The organism is Enterococcus sp. LJL99 (assembly GCF_054871725.1).
Window position 1 is genome coordinate 315,167 of sequence record NZ_JBTXLT010000001.1, and the last position, 18,834, is coordinate 334,000.

At 34.5% G+C, this 18,834-nt stretch carries 19 protein-coding genes; 1 reads left to right on the plus strand and 18 read right to left on the minus strand.

The annotated features are described in order from the left end of the window. The first annotated feature begins 55 nt into the window (after positions 1-55). Positions 56-589, plus strand: coding sequence for a 3'-5' exonuclease (locus tag ACYSNW_RS01555; RefSeq protein ID WP_461742586.1), 534 nt, complete (start codon positions 56-58; stop codon positions 587-589). A 128-nt stretch (positions 590-717) separates the two neighbouring features. Here the strand turns inward: ACYSNW_RS01555 and ACYSNW_RS01560 are convergent, their stop codons facing one another. From ACYSNW_RS01560 to ACYSNW_RS01645, 18 genes are all read right to left on the minus strand, one after another. Further along, positions 718-2,406, minus strand: a complete 1,689-nt coding sequence (locus tag ACYSNW_RS01560) for an FAD-dependent oxidoreductase (RefSeq protein ID WP_461742587.1) — start codon at positions 2,404-2,406, stop codon at positions 718-720. A gap of 244 nt (positions 2,407-2,650) precedes the next feature. Further along, a complete protein-coding gene (gene ahpC, locus ACYSNW_RS01565) occupies positions 2,651-3,214 on the minus strand; it encodes an alkyl hydroperoxide reductase subunit C (protein WP_461742588.1) in 564 nt (187 codons plus the stop codon). Positions 3,215-3,515: 301 nt separating this feature from the next. Next, complete coding sequence (locus tag ACYSNW_RS01570; RefSeq protein WP_461742589.1) at positions 3,516-4,367, minus strand: alpha/beta hydrolase; 852 nt, start codon at positions 4,365-4,367, stop codon at positions 3,516-3,518. A 131-nt stretch (positions 4,368-4,498) separates the two neighbouring features. Then, positions 4,499-5,194 (minus strand): O-methyltransferase, encoded by a 696-nt coding sequence (locus tag ACYSNW_RS01575; protein WP_461742591.1) that lies wholly within the window; start codon positions 5,192-5,194, stop codon positions 4,499-4,501. Positions 5,195-5,275: 81 nt separating this feature from the next. Next, positions 5,276-5,836, minus strand: coding sequence for a TetR/AcrR family transcriptional regulator (locus ACYSNW_RS01580; protein ID WP_461742592.1), 561 nt, complete (start codon positions 5,834-5,836; stop codon positions 5,276-5,278). A 16-nt stretch (positions 5,837-5,852) separates the two neighbouring features. After that, positions 5,853-6,662 carry a DUF92 domain-containing protein gene (locus ACYSNW_RS01585; RefSeq protein WP_461742593.1) on the minus strand — a complete coding sequence of 270 codons (810 nt, stop codon included), beginning with the start codon at positions 6,660-6,662 and terminating at the stop codon, positions 5,853-5,855. Positions 6,663-6,767: 105 nt separating this feature from the next. Further along, complete coding sequence (locus ACYSNW_RS01590) at positions 6,768-7,430, minus strand: diacylglycerol/polyprenol kinase family protein (RefSeq protein WP_461742594.1); 663 nt, start codon at positions 7,428-7,430, stop codon at positions 6,768-6,770. Then, positions 7,427-8,314, minus strand: a complete 888-nt coding sequence (locus ACYSNW_RS01595; protein WP_461742595.1) for a phytoene/squalene synthase family protein — start codon at positions 8,312-8,314, stop codon at positions 7,427-7,429. The genes ACYSNW_RS01590 and ACYSNW_RS01595 overlap by 4 nt, the downstream gene beginning before the upstream one ends. Next, a complete protein-coding gene (locus tag ACYSNW_RS01600) occupies positions 8,301-9,791 on the minus strand; it encodes a phytoene desaturase family protein (RefSeq protein ID WP_461742596.1) in 1,491 nt (496 codons plus the stop codon). The genes ACYSNW_RS01595 and ACYSNW_RS01600 overlap by 14 nt, the downstream gene beginning before the upstream one ends. Before the next feature lie 216 nt (positions 9,792-10,007). After that, on the minus strand, positions 10,008-11,012 hold the full coding sequence (locus ACYSNW_RS01605; protein ID WP_461742597.1) for a lipoate--protein ligase: 1,005 nt from the start codon (positions 11,010-11,012) through the stop codon (positions 10,008-10,010). Between the two features lie 20 nt (positions 11,013-11,032). Further along, a complete protein-coding gene (locus ACYSNW_RS01610; protein WP_461742988.1) occupies positions 11,033-11,773 on the minus strand; it encodes an MBL fold metallo-hydrolase in 741 nt (246 codons plus the stop codon). A 169-nt stretch (positions 11,774-11,942) separates the two neighbouring features. Beyond that, the gene (locus tag ACYSNW_RS01615; RefSeq protein WP_461742598.1) at positions 11,943-12,740 is read right to left on the minus strand and encodes a DUF975 family protein; all 798 of its coding nucleotides are present in this window, start codon (positions 12,738-12,740) and stop codon (positions 11,943-11,945) included. Positions 12,741-12,756: 16 nt separating this feature from the next. Then, the gene (locus ACYSNW_RS01620; RefSeq protein WP_461742599.1) at positions 12,757-13,839 is read right to left on the minus strand and encodes a M42 family metallopeptidase; all 1,083 of its coding nucleotides are present in this window, start codon (positions 13,837-13,839) and stop codon (positions 12,757-12,759) included. A 223-nt stretch (positions 13,840-14,062) separates the two neighbouring features. After that, entirely contained in the window at positions 14,063-15,334 is a 1,272-nt protein-coding gene (gene dltD / locus ACYSNW_RS01625; RefSeq protein WP_461742600.1) for a D-alanyl-lipoteichoic acid biosynthesis protein DltD, read from the minus strand. Further along, complete coding sequence (gene dltC, locus ACYSNW_RS01630) at positions 15,334-15,570, minus strand: D-alanine--poly(phosphoribitol) ligase subunit DltC (protein WP_461742601.1); 237 nt, start codon at positions 15,568-15,570, stop codon at positions 15,334-15,336. The genes dltD and dltC overlap by 1 nt, the downstream gene beginning before the upstream one ends. Positions 15,571-15,630: 60 nt before the next feature. Further along, positions 15,631-16,836 carry a D-alanyl-lipoteichoic acid biosynthesis protein DltB gene (gene dltB, locus ACYSNW_RS01635; RefSeq protein ID WP_461742603.1) on the minus strand — a complete coding sequence of 402 codons (1,206 nt, stop codon included), beginning with the start codon at positions 16,834-16,836 and terminating at the stop codon, positions 15,631-15,633. Then, positions 16,829-18,346 carry a D-alanine--poly(phosphoribitol) ligase subunit DltA gene (gene dltA / locus ACYSNW_RS01640; RefSeq protein WP_461742604.1) on the minus strand — a complete coding sequence of 506 codons (1,518 nt, stop codon included), beginning with the start codon at positions 18,344-18,346 and terminating at the stop codon, positions 16,829-16,831. The genes dltB and dltA overlap by 8 nt, the downstream gene beginning before the upstream one ends. Before the next feature lie 16 nt (positions 18,347-18,362). Then, entirely contained in the window at positions 18,363-18,512 is a 150-nt protein-coding gene (locus ACYSNW_RS01645; RefSeq protein WP_461742606.1) for a teichoic acid D-Ala incorporation-associated protein DltX, read from the minus strand. Between the last annotated feature and the right edge of the window lie 322 nt (positions 18,513-18,834).

Sequence of the window (18,834 nt, forward strand, 5' to 3'; positions counted from 1 at the left end):
CTAATATGAACGTATCAATCAACTCAAAAAATATAGAAAGGAATAGGATAGACTTATGAATTTTATCGCTTTTGATTTTGAAACTGCAAGTTATGCAAAGCACAGTGCTTGTTCGATAGCACTAGTCAAAGTAGAAAATAGTAAAATCGTTGGTGAGTACTATTCATTAATCCAACCAGAAACCGATTTTTTTTGGAAAAACATTCAGATTCATGGAATCCATCCTGAAGATGTCGAAAATGCACCAAAATTTCCCGAAGTTTGGTCTAAAATACATAATTATTTCCATGAGAACAGTCTTGTGGTTGCTCATAATGCTAGCTTTGACAACGGTGTTTTAGCTGGTTGTCTGGATTATTATGGAATTTCCAAACCACATTATTTGTCTCTTTGTACAGTAAAAACTAGTCGTAAATTATTTCCCGAAATGCCAAATCATAAATTAAATACCGTTTGTAATCGACTAGATATTCAATTGAACAATCATCATGATGCTTTAGAAGACAGTCGGGCTTGCGCAGAAATTTTACTTTATCAAGAAAAACATTTTGGTGTAGATCCTTTGAAAAAAATGGTTTTAGTTAAATAAGTTTGAGACAAAAAAGCTACTCTTCAACAAATTCCGCAAAAAAATAGGCTGTTCATCACAAAAATCAAGCCCTGCATTTTTTGTGATTGACAGTCTATTTCTATTTATTCCTCAATCTTATCCTGTAATTATTTTTCTAAAATTTCAATAATCTCATCCATGTTTTTCGAACCAAAGACGATTTCTTGATCATCAATAATCATTGCTGGGACACTCATAATTTTCTTCTCAGCTTTCAGTGCTGGAAATACCCCAATATCAATCATTTCTGCTTCTACATTATGATTGACAGACGCAATTCGTTGACAAGCAGCAACTACATCTGGACAGTAATGACAAGTTAATGAAACAAAGATTTGAACTTTTTTCTTCGGTAATGCTTCAATTTTCTCAATCGTCGTAGCTTCTAACGGTTGACCTGCACTTCCGACATTATAAACCGCTAAAACAATCGAATTCACTTCATGCCCACTTGGAATCCCGCTAAATTTGATACCAGTATATTCATTTTGATCATTCAAAATAACAACAGTTGGTAATTTATCGATTGCATAAGCTGTCTCTAATTCTGGTTTTTCACCTTTTTGAATCGTTTCTAACGTCATATATTCGCTTAATGAAGAAAATTCAGTTAAAAATGAATTTAGTTCTAATGATTTTTCTTCCGAACTATCCATCACTTGCAACAAGGTAACTTTTTTCGTAAGCTTGCTAAAAATGCCAGATAACTGTTCTCTCATTGCTTCTGGGAACCATTGACCACTCGTTGAACTCGTAGCTTTAGTCGCTTTGTTTTCAGTTGGATTAGTGTCTTTGGCAGTAGCTTTTTGTTCTGCAAGACGTTTTTCTAAACGCTTATTAACGATGGGTTGTCCTGCTTTTGTTTTTTCTTCTGTTATATATTTTTGAGCACTTGTTGCGGCAATTGCTCCATCTGCAACTGCAGTTACAATTTGGCGCAATTCTTTGATTCGTAAATCTCCTGCTGCATAAACACCAGCAACATTGGTTTCCATCAAGTCGTTCGTTGGGACATAACCACGGTCCAATTCAATTTTATCTGTAAAAATTTCAGTACTTGGTTTATTTCCTGCAAATACAAACATGCCAAAGGTACTTCCTTCAGGTGCTTCATACGTCGTTTCCTCACCTGTTTCATTGTTAATAAAAACAGCTTTACGAACAAAATCGTCCCCAGTAATTTCTTTGACTTCTGTGTTGTAAACAATTTTGATGTTCGGATGATTTTTTGCTGCTTCCGCTGTTAATTTTGCACAAGTAAAGTCAGGTTCACGAATAATCATAGTGACTGATTTTCCATAGCGAGTTAAATAAACTGCTTCTTCAGCTGCTGCATAACCGCCACCGATTACAAAAATATCTAATCCTTGGAAAAATTCCCCATCACACGTTGAACAATAAGCAATTCCTCGACCCGTAAATTCTACTTCTCCCGGAAAACCAATTTTGCGTGCAGATGCGCCAGTAGCAATAATCACTGCATACGCTTGATACGTTTTAGTCGCTGATTTTACCGTTTTAACCGTTTGGCTAAAATCAACATCGATAATATCATCTGTCGCAAAAGCAACACCAAAATCAAGTGCTTGTACACGCATATCTTCCATCAATTCTGGACCTGTTGTCATTCGAATCGCTGGATAATTAACGATTTCTGAAGTTGTGGTCACTTGTCCGCCAATTTTATCTTTTTCAATGATTAATGTATCTAACATTGCGCGACCAGCATAGATTCCTGCAGATAGAGCCGCTGAACCACCGCCGATTACAATTAAATCATAAATTTCTTCATTCATTTTTTTATCTTCCTTTTCATTTATTTCTTTTTTACTCTAGCATAGAGATTAATTTTTTATCAATTACTAAAAAAGGGCTTTGCATTTAGAAAATATTTGCGAACGATGACAGCGAATTGTTTCGTAAAACTTTATTCCTCAATCGTTTTCAGAAAGTTCCTAGTTATTATATTGCTTTTGGAAATTAAAGCTCGAAACAAAACCGATTTTTCGTTTTGCTTCGAGCTCTTTAATCTTTAACTAATTAGATTTTACCAACTAAATCTAAGCTTGGTGCAATTGTTTCTTCGCCTGGTTTCCAGTTTGCTGGACAAACTTTATCACCATGTTCTGCAACAAATTGAGACGCTTCTAATTTACGAACTAATTCGTCTGCATTACGACCAATTCCCATGTCATTGATTTCGTAAGATTTGATTTCACCTTCTGGACTAACAATGAATGTTCCACGGTAAGCTTGACCTAATTCTTCATTTAAAACGCCAAAGAAACGAGCGATTTTCCCAGTTGGATCTGCTAGCATTGGGTATTTGATTTTTCCAATTGTGTCTGTTGCATCTGCCCATGCTTTATGAACAAAATGACTATCTTCAGAAACAGAATAAACTTCACAGTTCAATTCTTTAAGGTGATCGTAATGATCTTGCATATCCCCAAGTTCTGTTGGACAAACAAATGAGAAGTCAGCTGGATAAAAGAAGAAAATACTCCATTTTCCAAGTACATCCTCAGTTTTTACTTTAATAAACTCACCATCTTGGTAAGCATCACATTCAAAATCAAGTAACTTCGTATTAATTAAATTCATATCTAGTCCTCCTCTTTTTTTCTACATTACTAGCATAGCAGTTTGAAATAATTACGTCAATAGAATTATTATAATTTAATCATTTTATTTCGTTAATTTCCTAGACCTTTTTTGAGAAAATCACGCTATTATTCTCAATAAGGCTTTTTATTGCTTTGTTACTCTAATAACAGGAACAGAACATAAAGAATTAATTAAGCAACATTCCCACTTTTGATTTTAACAGATAAAATTTTATTTATTCAAGTTACTTCTCCATAAAAACAAATTACGATAGATGTATTACCTCTAATTCTTTCTTTTACCAGAAAAAAGCCTTTATTTCATCAATAACCTGTTGATTTTCAACTAACGCACTATGATTAGTTTCTTTTCCTTTTACTAATATTTCTTCATAAGATTCGATTTGTTCTTGATAAATATATCTACCTGAAAAAACACTTTGTACTGGAACGGTATTATCCGATGCAGTATCTTCAACTTCACCAGCAATATTTAACATTTGAATAGTCTTCGGGATATTCTCTGTTAATGTCAAATAGCCTGCCAATAAATCAGTTGTTGTTTTTAGTTTAGTAAAAGTAGTCACTGCTTCATTATCTGTTGTCGAAGTTCCATTAAATGGAGTACCAATTGTTATTAATTTGGCTAATGTTGGATCTGTCTCTTTTTGAAATTCTTCTAAATAAGAGGTAATCACTAAACCTCCATTAGAATGCCCCACATAGTTATACGTATCAAAAAGATAATATTTTTGAATTTCTGCTAGCGCTTGTTGAAACCATTTCCCTTGAACAGTTAATGTTTCATCGCTACTATCTTTAAAACCAACAACGATGATTGGCTGACTATCATCAATAGCTAAACTACCCTTCTTTGTGATTGAGCCATCTTTATTTACCGTTATTTTCAATACATTATTTTGATGTTCGGTTTTTAATTGTTTAATTAGTGAATCAAACCGATTGACAGTTCCATTCGTTCCTGGAACAAAAATAGTTGGTGTTTGAATCTCCACTGCCTCTTTGGGTAGGGTTAATTTTTCAGCAAAAGCAAGAATACTATTTCCCACTAAAAAAAAGAACAGTCCGCTGACCAGCATGATTCCTAACATCAAAGACATTCGTTTGTTTCGTTGTAATTTTTTTATCATTTGCTTCATCCCCTCACACGTCTACTATAGAAGATGAAACTTAAATGAAAATAAAAAAGTAGCTCTACACAAAATTAGAATCAAACTTTGTGTACAGTTACTTTCAAATAAGATAAACAATTCTTGATTGTTTAAGGATTTTCAGGCAATTCAATTTCTGCTTTTTCTTTGGTAATCATGATTACTCCATCACCTAATGGTACCAATGTCGATGTTAAATCTGGATGTGTCATTACCGTTTCTAGAAAAGCGTTTAGTTTACGGTGAATTGTTCGTTGGCTGCGCGGAATTTCTTCGATTGGGTCTAAAATGGTTCCCGCTTGAAAAACATCATCTACCATCAAGACACCGCCAACACGCAATAAACGTAAGCATTCTGGTAAAAATTCAATATATTTTGATTTCGCACTATCCATAAAAATAAAATCATAGCTTTCAGTCAAAGTAGGTAAAATTTCGGCTGCTTGTCCTTCTAATAACGTAATTTTATCAGATAAACCTAGTCGTTCATAAGTCACTTTCGCTTTTCGAATCATCACATCGAAGCGATCAATTGTCGTAACATGTCCATCTTCACCAACGTATTGAGCCATTAAACTTGAAGAAAAACCAATCGCTGTACCTATCTCCAAGATATTTTTGGGCTGTAATTGTTGTAAAAGAAATTGTAAAAAAACGACCGTTTCATGTGGAATAACTGGAATCCCAGCTTCATGGGCTTCTTCTTCGATTTTACCTAATTCACCCGAAATCTTTTTTTGTTTTTCCCGCATAAAGTCGACTAATTCTTTTTTGACTACGGGGCGATGCATCATTTCATTTCGCATATTTATACTCCTGTTCCTTTAATCACTTGTTTTATTCTACTTTAGTAATATAACAGAATCAACAAAAAGTGAACACCTTTTTCACGTTTGCCAAATTCCATGGAGAAAAAAATCAACAACCTGATCCATCGTCAATGTATCATGTACTTCTTTTTTGATATAAGGTGCTAATGTTCCTAAGAAGTGCTTAACAGCTATTTCCGGCGTTGCTCCACCCCTCAAAAGCTGTTTTTCGGCTTTAAAAAAGCGTAAAAAGGGCTCGAAATAAGACGTTTGCCATAAAACAAATAATTTAGCGCGCAATTCTTTTGATAATTCAACTTCCATATCATGCATCATCATATTGAAATCGAAAGAATGTCTTTTTTTCAGTTCATTCGCCATTGCTTTTAACTTTTTCTCAGGATTTTTCTCATCACTAGCTAAAATTTCTTGCAAATTTTCTTGAACAGTGGCAGCTAATTGCTCAAAAACAGCTAAATAAACTGCTTCCTTATTTCTAAAATGACTATATAGATTTGGTTGAGTAATTCCCACCTCCAGCGCAATTTGCCGTGTAGATGTTGCTAAATAGCCATGTGTCATAAATAAATCAGTTGCTACATCAATAATCGCTTGACGCGTATTAACATGATTTACCATTCCTTTCACCTACCTTTTAAAGTAAACAATAAGCAAAAATCGCTGCAACAAAACCGGTCAAAATACCTGTAATCAAATTAACCATATTATTATCAATTCCTTTAATTCCAGAATATAGCAAGGTTGAAGTATCTTGTCCTTTGACTTCTGTAATCACTTGATTCTCTAACTGAAATTTTTCCTGTACAAGAATCCCTAAAATACTGTCAATCACTGAACTAATAAAACCACTCAAGACAATAATAACACTATATAAAAAGGCCTGCTCAATTGATTGCAATTTTCCAAAGAAAAACACAAGAAATGAAACAGCGATAAAACTAGCACCAAAAAAACTGGCAACTGTACCTAATAGTGTAATCCCACCAGATAAACCGGCCGCTATGGGTTTAAATGTAAGAATCGAAACAGGCGTTTTTTTACTTAAAATTCCAATTTCAGATGCCCAGGTATCCGCAGTTGCACCAGCAATCGTTCCAACCATTGCTAAATAAAAATAGGTTTGATTGGTAAAATAAAACAAACCCAAACAAATCAATGCTGGTACACTATTTGCAATCACTTGGATCGCACTACGTCCTTTTTTTTCTTCAACGACAAGTTCAGTTTCGTCTATTAATCCATAATATTTTTTAACTTTTCCGATGATACTGGATGAAAGAAAAAATAAAATCAATAATAACCAACTGAAAAAACCGCCAAATAGATAAAATAACATGCCAATCACAAAAGCCGTGATTGCACCATCTGTTGTCAACAATTTTTTCCTTGGTGCCAAAATAACAACACTACTATTTAATAAAAATCCTATAATCAACTGAAACATTTTTTTCTCCTCACACTAACTTAGAACTGCTTTGAAACTTTTAAAGAGGCTGAACTTTATTTTCATACTTAAATATCACTACCTCAATCTTTGTTCAAATAAACTCTAGTAAAATAACCACTGATAAATAAATGAAATACCTAATGGCAACGTCAAGTTATCTAAACCATTAGGTGTCAGTAATTCTAAAAAGGTCCCCACAAAAGCTAAAAATAAAGCAACCAACAATGATTGACCTGGACGATAAACGGTAAGAATTCCACTAATTACAACAAAGGTTACTATAAACATTGTCGCAGTTCCCAAAACCGTCTTCTTGCCATCTCCAAAGGGGAGTTTCATTTTTCCATATTTACTGCCAATCGCCGCTGCTAATCCGTCACCATAACCCATCGTTAAAATCCCTAATGCTCCAACATAAGGTTGACTAAACGAACTAAACGTCACTAAAGCTAAAATCGTTAACGAAATAGGATAATAAACCGTCCCCAAGCCAGCAAGATCCTTTTCTGTCCGTTCCATAGAAGAAATCAACGAATAACGGTAGGATAAACTATTAACGACAATAAAAATGATTGGAACAATACTGGCCCAAATATTATTTGTAAAAAAATGCATTGCAATAAACCAATAATTCGAAACGCCGATATGAACAAATTTTCTAGTCGTTTCCTCACTAAATAACGCTTTTTTTTGAGCAACTAAGCTAATAGCTAAAATCAACAAAACAAATAATGTCGAGACAATAAAACCATAAATATTACTCATTTAACTTGTTGCTCCTTTAATTGTGCTTTTACAGCTTGATATAGTTTTATTTGTTGCTGTTTCTTCACATAATTTCGTTTGGTGAAGCAATCATAGTCATTTTTTCTGACAGCATCCAAAATCGCTTCATAAAAAACGAGCGACAATAACAATGCTTCTTGAGCATCATCTTCGATTTGATCCATCATCGACAATGATTCTTGATACAGTTGTTCTGCACGTCTAGCTTCAAACTCCCACATGTCAATAAATGCTTCATCAATCGTTTCTGCGTTCAAAGCTTCTGCCGAAATACCATAAAATTCCATCACTTCTTCTGGAAAATAGATACGACCATTCCGCTGATCTTCTCCTACGTCACGCAAAATATTCGTTAATTGCATCGCTTGTCCAAGTTTAATTGCTTGTGATTCGATTTCATTAGGCACGTTTGAAAGAATCGGTAATAACATAATCCCCACAGCTCCTGCAACGAAATACGAATACTCCTCTAGTTCGGTTTGTGTCTCTGGTTGTTTAAAAGTAATATCCTTTTTTTGCCCAATCAGCATATCGTAAAAAGCTTGCTCATTCATTTTATAGGTAGCAAAAACAGGAACTAACGCACGCCAAAAAGGTCGGTCCGGAATATTTCCTGCTAAGAATTCATTCAGTTCAATTTCTAACTGATTTAATCTAGCTGGGTCATGAAAAACATCGATACTATCGTCTGCCTCTCGACAAAACGAATAAATAGCAAAAATACTCAATGCTTTTTGCTTTGGCAGTTGAGAAAATGCACGATAGAAACTTTTAGAATGTTTCTTTATTACTTTTTCACAAGCTTCAAAATCAGCAGCATACTCTAAAAAAAGCGGAGCCAGTTGCTCTTTAGGTTTTATCATCTTTCATCAGCTCCTCTACAGCTAGTTTAGCACTAGTAAGTACAATTGGAACACCCGCGCCTGGGTGTGTACTGCTGCCACAAAAATATAAATTGTCTGCATAATCAAATTTATTATGTGGACGATAATAATTACTTTGTTTCAATGTTGGTTTCAAGCCGAAAGTAGCCCCATTATAGGCGTTAAAATCCTGTTTAAACTCATTCGGTGTATAACAAGCTTCAAACACAATATGTTCGTCTATATCAGCAAAAATCGTTTCTTCTTTGACTAAATCAAGCACTCGTTTACGAAAAGCTTGTTTCGTTTGCTCATCCCACTGAACTCCTTTAGACAGCTCAGGAACAGGAACTAAAATATAAACTCCTTCATGGTCTTTCGGTGCTAATGTTTCATCCATCGAAGAAGGAACATACACATAAAATGAAGGATCATCTGGTAATTTTCCATCATCAAAAATATCATTGATATTTTTCTCAAAATCATTAGCAAAGCGAATCGTATGCAATGATTTAACTGGATATTTTTTATCTAATCCTAAATAAAGGATAAAACATGAACAAGAATATTCCATTTGATCGATTTTTTTATCTGTATATTTCCCACGATTTTTTTCATTTGGAATCAACGATTTCATCGCATAAGGAAAATCGGCATCACAAACAACATAATCAGACGAAATAACTCCTGTAGAAGTTCTTATGCCTGTTGCTTTCTTTTGTTCAAAAATAATTTCTTCAACGGGTGTATTTAAGTGAATCGTCCCACCAAGTTCTTCAAATAATCGGGCCATTCCAGAAGCTAAAGTATACATCCCACCTTTGATAAACCAAATTCCATAAATCAATTCAATCATCGGAATAATTGTATATAATGAAGGACCATTATAGGGCGAAACACCAATATAAAGCGTTTGAAAGGCTAGTGCTTTTCTTAAGCGATCATCTTTCACAAATTTAGAAATCGAACTGTAAGCATCGTTAAATGTGTGTAAACGAAATCCTTCAATTAACGATTTTGGATTATAGAAATCCCAAAACGAGCGAAAAGAACGCATGATAAATGCTCTTTTAGCTACTTGATAGCGTTTATAGATACTTGCAAGATATTCCAAATAGCCTTGCATATCATCTTCTGAGATTCCTTCCAAAACTTTTGTTAAAGAAACCAAATCGGAAGACATATCTAAGGGTTCTTCATTCGGAAAATTCAACGTCAACATCGGATCAACTTTTTCCATTGGAATATAATCATCTGGATTTTTGCCACATTCTGTAAACACTTCACGATAAATATCTGGCATCATTACGATTGTTGGACCGACATCAAAAGTAAATCCTTGCTCTTTGATTTGGTACATTTTTCCACCAACTTGAGGATTTTTTTCATAAAGATGCACATCATATCCTTGATTCTGTAAACGAACTGCTGACGCTAGACCTGCCGTTCCAGCACCAATCACAATAATTTTTTTCAAAAATCACACCACCCGTTTATTTTTATTAAAGTATAACCCTTATCAGTTGATAATGTAAATTATTTACTCTTTTGCGTAACTAAGTCGTTTGATTTTCATCCGTATAAAAGAGAAGAGAAAAAAATAATATTTAAAATGAAACAGATCCGTTCAATCATTTTATAAATATCAATTTTTATCTCTTCTCTTTTTTGACTTGATTGTTTTTAGTGTATCTTAATAGATCAGTTTAGCCAATTCCTCTTTTTCAATATTTCCAAAATATTTCTTCACATCTATTTTGTCTACTGCCGCTTGGATCGCCTGTTTCTCATATTTGACACCCGTCAATAATTTTTCAACATCAGCGATTTCACCTAAACCAAAGAAATCACCAAAAATTTTGATTTCTTTAATTGTGCTATCTTCAATATTCATTTGTAAATCGATTGTCCCAATCGGGAAACGATGGCGACGTTCTAAGTTAAATGCAGGAGATTTGCCATAATTCCATTCCCAATTTCGGTAATACTCCTCTGAAATTTTATCAATTGCTTGCCAATCTTCTTCCGTCAGTTCATAGGTTTTAACTTGATCAATTGAGGAAACACCGAATATTTTCAGTAAGATTTCTTCACTAAATTCTTCCGTTGTCATGCTCTGTTTTTCCGTTGGTAAAAATGGCTTAATATTCGTTACGCGTGAACGGATTGATTTAATTCCTTTTGATTCGATTTTATCTTTGCGGACTTTTAAAGCATTAACAACTTCGTTGATATCACTATCAAACATTAGTGTTCCATGAGCAAACATTCTGCCTTCCGTTGCATACATTGCATTACCAGAAAATTTCAACCCATCAATCACTAAATCATTACGACCTTTTAATTCCGCTCCTGAAACACCTAATTCATGTAACGCTTGAATAATCGGCTCAGTCACTTTTGCGAAATCCCGAAAAGAATTGCCATCATCCGGCATAATGAAACTAAAATTCAAATTTCCATGGTCATGATAAACGGCTCCGCCACCACTTAAACGACGAACAACTTGAATTCCTTGTTCATCCACATACTCTTGATTGATTTCTTCAATTGTATTTTGATTTCGACCAATAATAATCGAGGGATCATTGACATAAAATAAAAGAATCGGTTCATCTAATTGTTTTTCCTTTAACAGAAAAGTTTCAATCGCTAAATTAACAGTTGGATCGTTTTTATCATTACGTACAAAAATCATCGGCTCCACTCCTCTTTCAACTATATATCAATTACTAGATTTTTTTCAGCTAAAAGAACAGGAATTTCTTGTCCTGAAGCTTTTTCTGCTTGTTCTCGTAAAAGCGCTAACGACCCATGTTGAGGCAAATGGGTTAAAATCAATTTCTTGACGTTAGCCGCTTTGGCAATTTCACCAGATTCTTTTGCCGTAAAGTGCGCATGATGGTTTTCATTTCCTGCAAACAAATAAGTATCCGCTAAGAACACATCTGCCTCTTTAGCGAAGTCAATGAAGCTTTCTAAGTAACCAGAATCGCCTGTATAAACAAAGACTTTTCCTGTTTTTTCTTCAACAAAACGCATCGCATAACATGGCACGGGATGAATCGTTTTCATAAAGGTAATCAGAAACGGTCCTATTTTCAATTCCTCTGCTTCAAAATAAGGAATTGCAGTTGAAACATTCGCTAAGTTCAATGCTTCAAAGTGTTCTTGATCTTCTGTATGACCATAAATCGGTAAAATCGGCGTTGGTTCAAGAACTGGATATAGTTGTCTATAATATTGAAGCACACCCAGATCAGCAATATGATCATGATGGTAATGTGAAAGAATCACGGCATCTAAAGTTAATGGATCAATTTTTTCTTCTAAATTAACTAATGTTGTACTGCCCGCGTCTAAAAGCAAATGAAAGCCCTCAGATTCTAACAAATAAGAACTGGTTCCTTGTCCGTTGTAGGGATACGCACCTAAACAACCTAAAACAGTAATCTTCAATGTTGTCACCTTCCTTTAGTTAAGTATAACTAATAGTATCATAAAAAGCAGGGACAACAAAACTAAAAAAATGTCTTGCTATCCCTTCTTTTCTATTCAACTATAACCAAGTGCAGGTCTGAAAAATACCTCTTTTTCGCTCCCCTTCAGCCATACCTTAGCATTTTTTTTATACCTCTGAAACAAATGAGCCATTTTCTTCACGCGCTGTTTCATAAAAACTAGCAACGGCTACATTATGATACGGAATTACCCACAATAAACCTAAGCCTAAAGCTAATGCACCAATGATATACCAACCAACAAAGGAAAGCTGTAACAATAAATATTGTCCAAAACGACCGCTCATCAATGAATAAGAATAGCTAAGAATTTCTTTAACTCCCCACTCTGAATTATCGATTTTAGTCCAAACTGAAAATTGGAAAACACCACTGATAAATATGCTAATAAAAAACGTTAATGCACCAATAAATAGTAATAAAATCGCTAAAGATATGCTTGTTCCTATGTTGTTTTGAATTGTCAGAAGTGAATTAGTATTAAACATCAAGCTGAAATACAATGATCCACCATACGTAAGTAAAATAGGCAGTAAAACAATCAAATTAAGTAAAAAATTAATAATAACTTCAATCAAGTTAATTAAAAACATTGGCAAATAGAAGGTGCCGCTAAAAAATGACATTAGCATACTAACTTCCACTTTTTGACCTCTTAATACTTTCAGTGCACAATTATATGTTGCATACGTAATTGCAAAAAAGATAAATGTATTCAATAAAAACGAGGTAGTATTACTAGCTGCACTTTCTGCTGGAAAACGAGTGACTCCTTCAACAATTGCGCCAATGATTACTTTAATCAACCCTGCTACAAAGGTAATCCACGCCATTTTCCCCCAATTATTTGTTAAAGAGATTCGTGCTTGTTCACGATGCATTGCATTAGTTACTTTATTTTTCATTTTGGACTCCTTTTTTTTAAAACGCTCTTATTTTTTCAACCGTTTCAGCATCTAAACGCTTAACGACTTCTGTTACTAATTTCACCGTATTCAAATAATCATCTTCATGAATGATTGAAGTATGTGAATGTAAGTAACGTACAGGTACCGTAATCGCTAAGGACGGAATACCATTTCTAGTTAAATGCATTTTTCCTGCATCTGTTCCACCACCAGCAATCACTGTATACTGGAATGGAATATTATTTTCTTCTGCTACTTCAATCACAAAATCACGTAATTTTTTATGCGGAATCATTGAAGCATCAAAAATCAAAATTTGTGGTCCTTTTCCTAATTCGGAATCAGCTTCTTTAGCTGTCATTCCTGGGGTATCTCCTGCTGTTCCTGTATCTAGAGCAAACGCAATATCCGGATCAACAAGATGGGTACTCGTTTGAGCGCCACGTAATCCTACTTCCTCTTGGACATCACTACCTGCAAAAAGAATATTGGGATGTCCTTGTTGAGCTAAGTTCTCTAATACTTTTAAAGAAACAGCAGTCCCAACGCGGTTATCCCACGCTTTAGCTAACATGAATTTTGTTCCATTCATCCGTTTATATTCAATATAAGGAGTAATCATATCACCTGGTTTAATGCCCCACTCAGCGACTTCTGCTTCACTTGATGCACCAATATCAATAAACATCTCGGCTACATCATAGGGCTGTTGGCGCGCTTCTGCACTTAGAACATGCGGCGGTTTTGAACCAATCACTCCGTGAATGATTTTGCCTGCATTGGTTTTAATTTGGACTTGTTGCGCTAACATAACTTGACCCCACCAACCACCTAAAGTTTGAAATTTAATAAAACCTTTTTCAGTGATTTGAGTGACCATAAAGCCTACTTCATCCATATGACCTGAAAAGAAAATTTTCGGTCCTTCTTTTTCACCCACACGTTTTGCTATAATACTGCCTAATCCATCGTATATAATTTTATCTGCAAATGGTTCAGCATATTTTTTAAAGATTTCTCGAACTTCTCCTTCATTTCCAGGAACCCCTCTAGCATCAGTCAATTCAATTAAAAGTTGCTCATCTTTTTGTTCCATCGCTTTTCCTCCTATCATATATTCACATGTAAAGTAGTATACCATTTCTTAGTCGTATTTTAAAACAAACGTCATTAAACCCTTGATGAAAAAAATGCTTGTTTTAGAAGCAATATAAAAAGCTGATTGTGCTAAACGTTCAGAAATAGTATCACAACTTATATAAGCAAAAAAGTAGAGTTCCCTTGGTAAAGAGAGCGCCTCTACTTTAAAACTCTGTTCGCTACTTTTTGATTGTCTTTGGATCTTGTTGTTGCCATTCTTCGGAATAAAAGGAGTCATTCAAATGGTAAACTGGTTTCTTTTGATTGGTTGTTTCTAAAAACGGTTCAATATACTGATCAGCAGCTAACCAGCCACGCCAACCTAAATGAATCGTATCAGCCATAAAATATTGCGTTGAGGCTTCTTTTGAAAAATCAGCGATATTCGTAAATCCTTGGCTTTCTAATTGATAGGTTAATTTTTCACTAACTTCTTGTAACATTTCTTGCGATAGTCCTGTATAATCACTCCAATGTTTATTTACTGGTGGAATAATAAACAAAACATCCGCTTCGTTTTTCGCTAATTGATTTAAAACAACCTGAAAATCTGAATACTCAGGAGAATAACGATAATCTAAATCTTTTTGCGCGCCTTCAAGTTTTCCAATTTTCTTTTTCAAACGTTTCGTAAAGAAATTATTTGAAATTTCAAATTCGTTGTTACTCGTTGCTTTTTTACCAATTTCACAAGCTAGTTCATCTAACTCCGCATCATTATAAACAGCAGGTAATGACTTTTCAGCTTTCTTGATTGCTTCTTCTTTGCTAATCATTCCAATTTTACTGAATAATTCATCTTCACGAGCAAGTGCATTGATTGTCATATCCATCGTTTGCTTCTCAGAAAAAGTAGGAGTCTTTCCTTCTTTAATTCCTTCTAAGACAGTTGTTAATCGCTTATCTTCTTTTACCTTAGGAAATTCAAGCAGACGATTCGCAAGATATTTATCGTTCTCATCGACATTTTTAATACTAGTAACCCATTGGTAAACATGTAACTTTGAATAATAAGCATTGAAATAATCTTCCGTTATTCCTTTTTTAACGAACCATTGCGGGGATAAAATAAAGACCACTTTTTTATGATCCAAACTATCTCCCATCGATTGCATCATCATAGCTTGTGTTAATGATTGTGTCCCTGGAGCGCCTAGTAAGAATGGACGATAACTTCTATTGTATTTTTCAGCTAAAACAGATGGGTGGAACGGGCTAATTCGGCTCAATTCTGAAGAACCAAAGAAAGGAATATACTCTTCAGAACTGATTGCTTTATTTTTGATTGCATTTCCCCTAAGAACATTCGCGCTCATGGCAGTAGACGCATCTTCCAAAACAGACTTACTATCCAAATCTATTTTGATTGGGGTGAAAAAAAATATCAACAACAAAACCGCAGTTGCAATCAGAGGCCCAAAAACGCCTAATAATTTTTTCTTTGTCGTCATTATTGTAATGCTTTCACTTGCTCGATAACTTTAGTTGGTGTATTCCATAAATCGCGGTCAAATTCTGAAACAGGAACTTGTACACCTAACTGTCCTTCTATTTCTACTAGTAGTTGAACAGTTGCTAAAGAGTCCATCAATCCTTCTTCAAATAAATCAACTTCTCTATTTTCCTTTACTTCATCTGTACCTGTAATTTCTTCTAAAATATCTAAAACAGTTTCTTCAACATTCATTTTAATTTGCTCCTCTATGGCAGCGAAACGCTGCATATTTTTATTTTTTTATGGATTCAACTATTTAAAAAATAGCGTATCTAAAAAGCCTGAAAAGATCAAAAAGCTAAGGCATACGGCATTAAAGGTTAAAAATACCGCAAACGCATGAGTAAACTTATTCGACGGAATTTTTGCTTTATGTTTTTTCTTAAAGCGAAGCCAGGCATCTGTCACACAGATCAGTGTCGCATGGTAAAGTCCATAAACTAAATAATACCAAGTTAAGCCATGCCAAACACCCATTAATAAGAATAAAGCAAAGTAGCCGACATTTGAAGCAACAATTCTACTTTTAAACACTTTCTTTTTGATTAGCATAAACATCAAACGCATATAAACAAAATCTCTAAACCAAAAAGATAGCGTCATGTGCCAACGATTCCAAAACTCTTTAATATTCCAACTTAGGAAAGGTTTATTAAAGTTAATCGGTGTATCGTATCCCATCAAGTAACTTGTACCGACTGCAAATAAGCTATAACCGGCAAAGTCAAAAAAGAGATATAAACTATAAACATACATATAAACAACTAAATGCCACGATAGTCCACCAGATTTTTCCGCAAATTTCGCGACAATCGGCATCAAAACTTGCCCTAAATAATAGCCAATAATGAACTTATATAAAAAGCCCAAAAACAAATTATGAATCCCTTTTTCTAAAAAGAATAGATAATTATCCAAGTTCGGTGGATTATCAACATCTTTTTCAAAACGACGATAACGATCGATTGGTCCAGATGAAATCGTCGGAAAAAACAATAGGAACTGAATATATCTAAAAATACGGTAACTCTTAATCGTTCCATCCCGCATTTCCATAATCATTTGAACCGATTTAAAGGTTAAATAAGAAATTCCTAAAAAGCCAACTAAAGATGGTTTATGGGATAGAAACGGAGTTATTTTTACTAAAAACAAAGGCGCAATCGCCAGCATCACAGCACCATAAAAGATCCAGCTGTTGTTCTTTTTTTGGCGATAATGGAAATAGAGCCACACTAAAACCGTTTGAAAAACAACATAGCCTATTAACGCGACTCCTTGATGCCAGTCTTCTCCGCCAAAGCTCATAAACAAGAAAAACAAAGTGATTAACACTTGATACCACGACCAACGTTTTCCTTTGATTAATAACGTCGCGACCATCGGAGCCAGTGCAATAATCAAATAAATAAAATAAATTGGATTAGCATAAGGAATCATATAAGGGAAGTTACTCACTGGTGTTCACCTCATTTATTAATCCCTTACGATCAATCTTTCCATTTGATGTCAAAGGTAATTGTTCCACATAAATATACTTTTGAGGAATCATGTAATCCATAACAGAAGCACTTAATTCTTTCTTGATAGCTTTTGTCAATTTGAACTCTTTATCAAATTCATTTGGCTGCGCCACAATATACGCCACTAATTGCTGCACTTTATGATTTTGATATTTTGGAACAACCATTGCTTGTTTCACATAAGAAACCTCTGTTAAATGATGATCAATATCTTCTAATTCAATTCGATAGCCATGCATTTTTATTTGAAAATCAATTCGACCTTCGTAAATCAACATACCATCGACCAGTTTTCCAGCATCTCCCGTATGATAAGCAGGCTGTCCTTGATAATCAAAAAATGCAGCTTGCGTTTTTTCTGGATTATTCATATAGCCTTTTGAAACACTAGGACCAGCGATAATAATTTCACCCACCTGGTCAGGGGCAACTTCTTTATTTTCTTCCATAATATAGATTTTGGTATCTTCCTTAACATAACCGATAGGTACTCGACCATAATTTGATAATAGCTTTTCAGTAATTTGTACCCCTGAAATAGCTACTGTTGCTTCAGTCGGTCCATACGTATTGAAAACAGCCGTCTTTGGAAATCGCTCTAATAATTTTTGAGCTGTGGCTTTTGGTAATTCTTCGCCACAAAACAGCATTCGTTTCAATTGCGGGACATGTTTTCCATCAAAAGTCGGCTCCATTAAGCAGATATCCATAAAGGATGGCGTGGAAACCCAAACATCGATTTCTAATTGAGGCAACGCAGCAAAAAGTTGTTTAAAATCAGCAATCACTTCTTTGACTAATGGCGTTAATGACCCACCTGAAGCTAACGCAGGATACAAACTCATGACTGAAAGATCAAACGAATACGGTGCTTGCGCTAAAAAACGCATGCCTTCTGAAAGATTAAAATCTTTTATCAACCATTCAACAAAACTAACTAAATTATCATGACTGATCTGTACACCTTTTGGAACACCTGTCGTGCCAGAGGTAAAAATAATGTAATACGTTTCATCTGCAGTCACTGGCTTAAACTGAGTCATCGGCTTTTGTGCATTAAAAATCGACTGCAATTCTGGCGTTGAACAACGCTTTGTACTTGTTTGAATCGCTGGCCATTCATCAACTGAAAAAATCAGCGCTGGTTCCGCTACACTTAAAATCATTTCGATTCGTTCATTTGGCGTATGAGCATCGATTGGGATATAAGGATTGCCCGCTTTAGCTGCTCCCAAAAAACAAACCAGCATTTCAAATTCCAGCGCACCATAAACAACCACTGCTTGTTCTCGTTGAATTTTTTCTTGTAAATAGATGGCAACTTGATCTGAATATTTTTTTAATTCACCGTACGTATACGTTTTATTTTCTTCATTATAAACGGGACGATTTGGTTCTTTTTCACCCCAAAGATCAATTGTCTTTACTAAATCTTTTATTGTCATCCTATCACCCCTTCTTTTAAAACTCATTGTAAATAAATGATCCGCCATTGATATTTTTATAGTGATATAGATAAATCAATACAAGGATGATCATAAAGTAGAAAAAAGTTTTCCCAATAAATTTGCACCAGAAGCGGACATTTGGTTGATTTATAAATTCTTTCATTTTTTCCTCCAAAAGTGAACTACCTTTTACTTTTTTAACGTTATTGTATATGAAAAAAATCTTAAAAGAAAGCTTTTCAACGAATGATTTTGTTTTTTTCCCTAACAATTTTGTCACTTTAGATAAACAAGCGTTTTCTTGGCTTTTTCGCTTAGTATTCTCTTAAACATTTTTAACTTTCCACTAATTCTTACTATTAATTCGTATCTGCTTCGATCTCTAGGAGTTTAATGAATTCTAGCTCAAACTAGCCGAGCGACACCAAAAGCTAAAATAAAAATTACATTTTATTACAAATTAATTATTTCGTTATTTTTATAAC

Bases quoted from the DNA above. Each gene is read 5' to 3' on its own strand.
- ACYSNW_RS01645 (WP_461742606.1), bottom strand. From the start codon at position 18,512: ATGAAAGAATTTATAAATCAACCAAATGTCCGCTTCTGGTGCAAATTT.
- ahpC (WP_461742588.1), bottom strand. From the start codon at position 3,214: ATGAATTTAATTAATACGAAGTTACTTGATTTTGAATGTGATGCTTAC.
- ACYSNW_RS01620 (WP_461742599.1), bottom strand. From the start codon at position 13,839: ATGGAACAAAAAGATGAGCAACTTTTAATTGAATTGACTGATGCTAGA.
- ACYSNW_RS01605 (WP_461742597.1), bottom strand. From the start codon at position 11,012: ATGATTTTTGTACGTAATGATAAAAACGATCCAACTGTTAATTTAGCG.
- ACYSNW_RS01615 (WP_461742598.1), bottom strand. From the start codon at position 12,740: ATGAAAAATAAAGTAACTAATGCAATGCATCGTGAACAAGCACGAATC.
- dltC (WP_461742601.1), bottom strand. From the start codon at position 15,570: ATGAATGTTGAAGAAACTGTTTTAGATATTTTAGAAGAAATTACAGGT.
- ACYSNW_RS01590 (WP_461742594.1), bottom strand. From the start codon at position 7,430: ATGAGTAATATTTATGGTTTTATTGTCTCGACATTATTTGTTTTGTTG.
- ACYSNW_RS01555 (WP_461742586.1), top strand. From the start codon at position 56: ATGAATTTTATCGCTTTTGATTTTGAAACTGCAAGTTATGCAAAGCAC.
- dltA (WP_461742604.1), bottom strand. From the start codon at position 18,346: ATGACAATAAAAGATTTAGTAAAGACAATTGATCTTTGGGGTGAAAAA.
- ACYSNW_RS01560 (WP_461742587.1), bottom strand. From the start codon at position 2,406: ATGAATGAAGAAATTTATGATTTAATTGTAATCGGCGGTGGTTCAGCG.
- ACYSNW_RS01570 (WP_461742589.1), bottom strand. From the start codon at position 4,367: ATGATAAAAAAATTACAACGAAACAAACGAATGTCTTTGATGTTAGGA.
- ACYSNW_RS01585 (WP_461742593.1), bottom strand. From the start codon at position 6,662: ATGTTTCAGTTGATTATAGGATTTTTATTAAATAGTAGTGTTGTTATT.
- ACYSNW_RS01595 (WP_461742595.1), bottom strand. From the start codon at position 8,314: ATGATAAAACCTAAAGAGCAACTGGCTCCGCTTTTTTTAGAGTATGCT.
- ACYSNW_RS01580 (WP_461742592.1), bottom strand. From the start codon at position 5,836: ATGGTAAATCATGTTAATACGCGTCAAGCGATTATTGATGTAGCAACT.
- ACYSNW_RS01575 (WP_461742591.1), bottom strand. From the start codon at position 5,194: ATGCGAAATGAAATGATGCATCGCCCCGTAGTCAAAAAAGAATTAGTC.
- dltD (WP_461742600.1), bottom strand. From the start codon at position 15,334: ATGACGACAAAGAAAAAATTATTAGGCGTTTTTGGGCCTCTGATTGCA.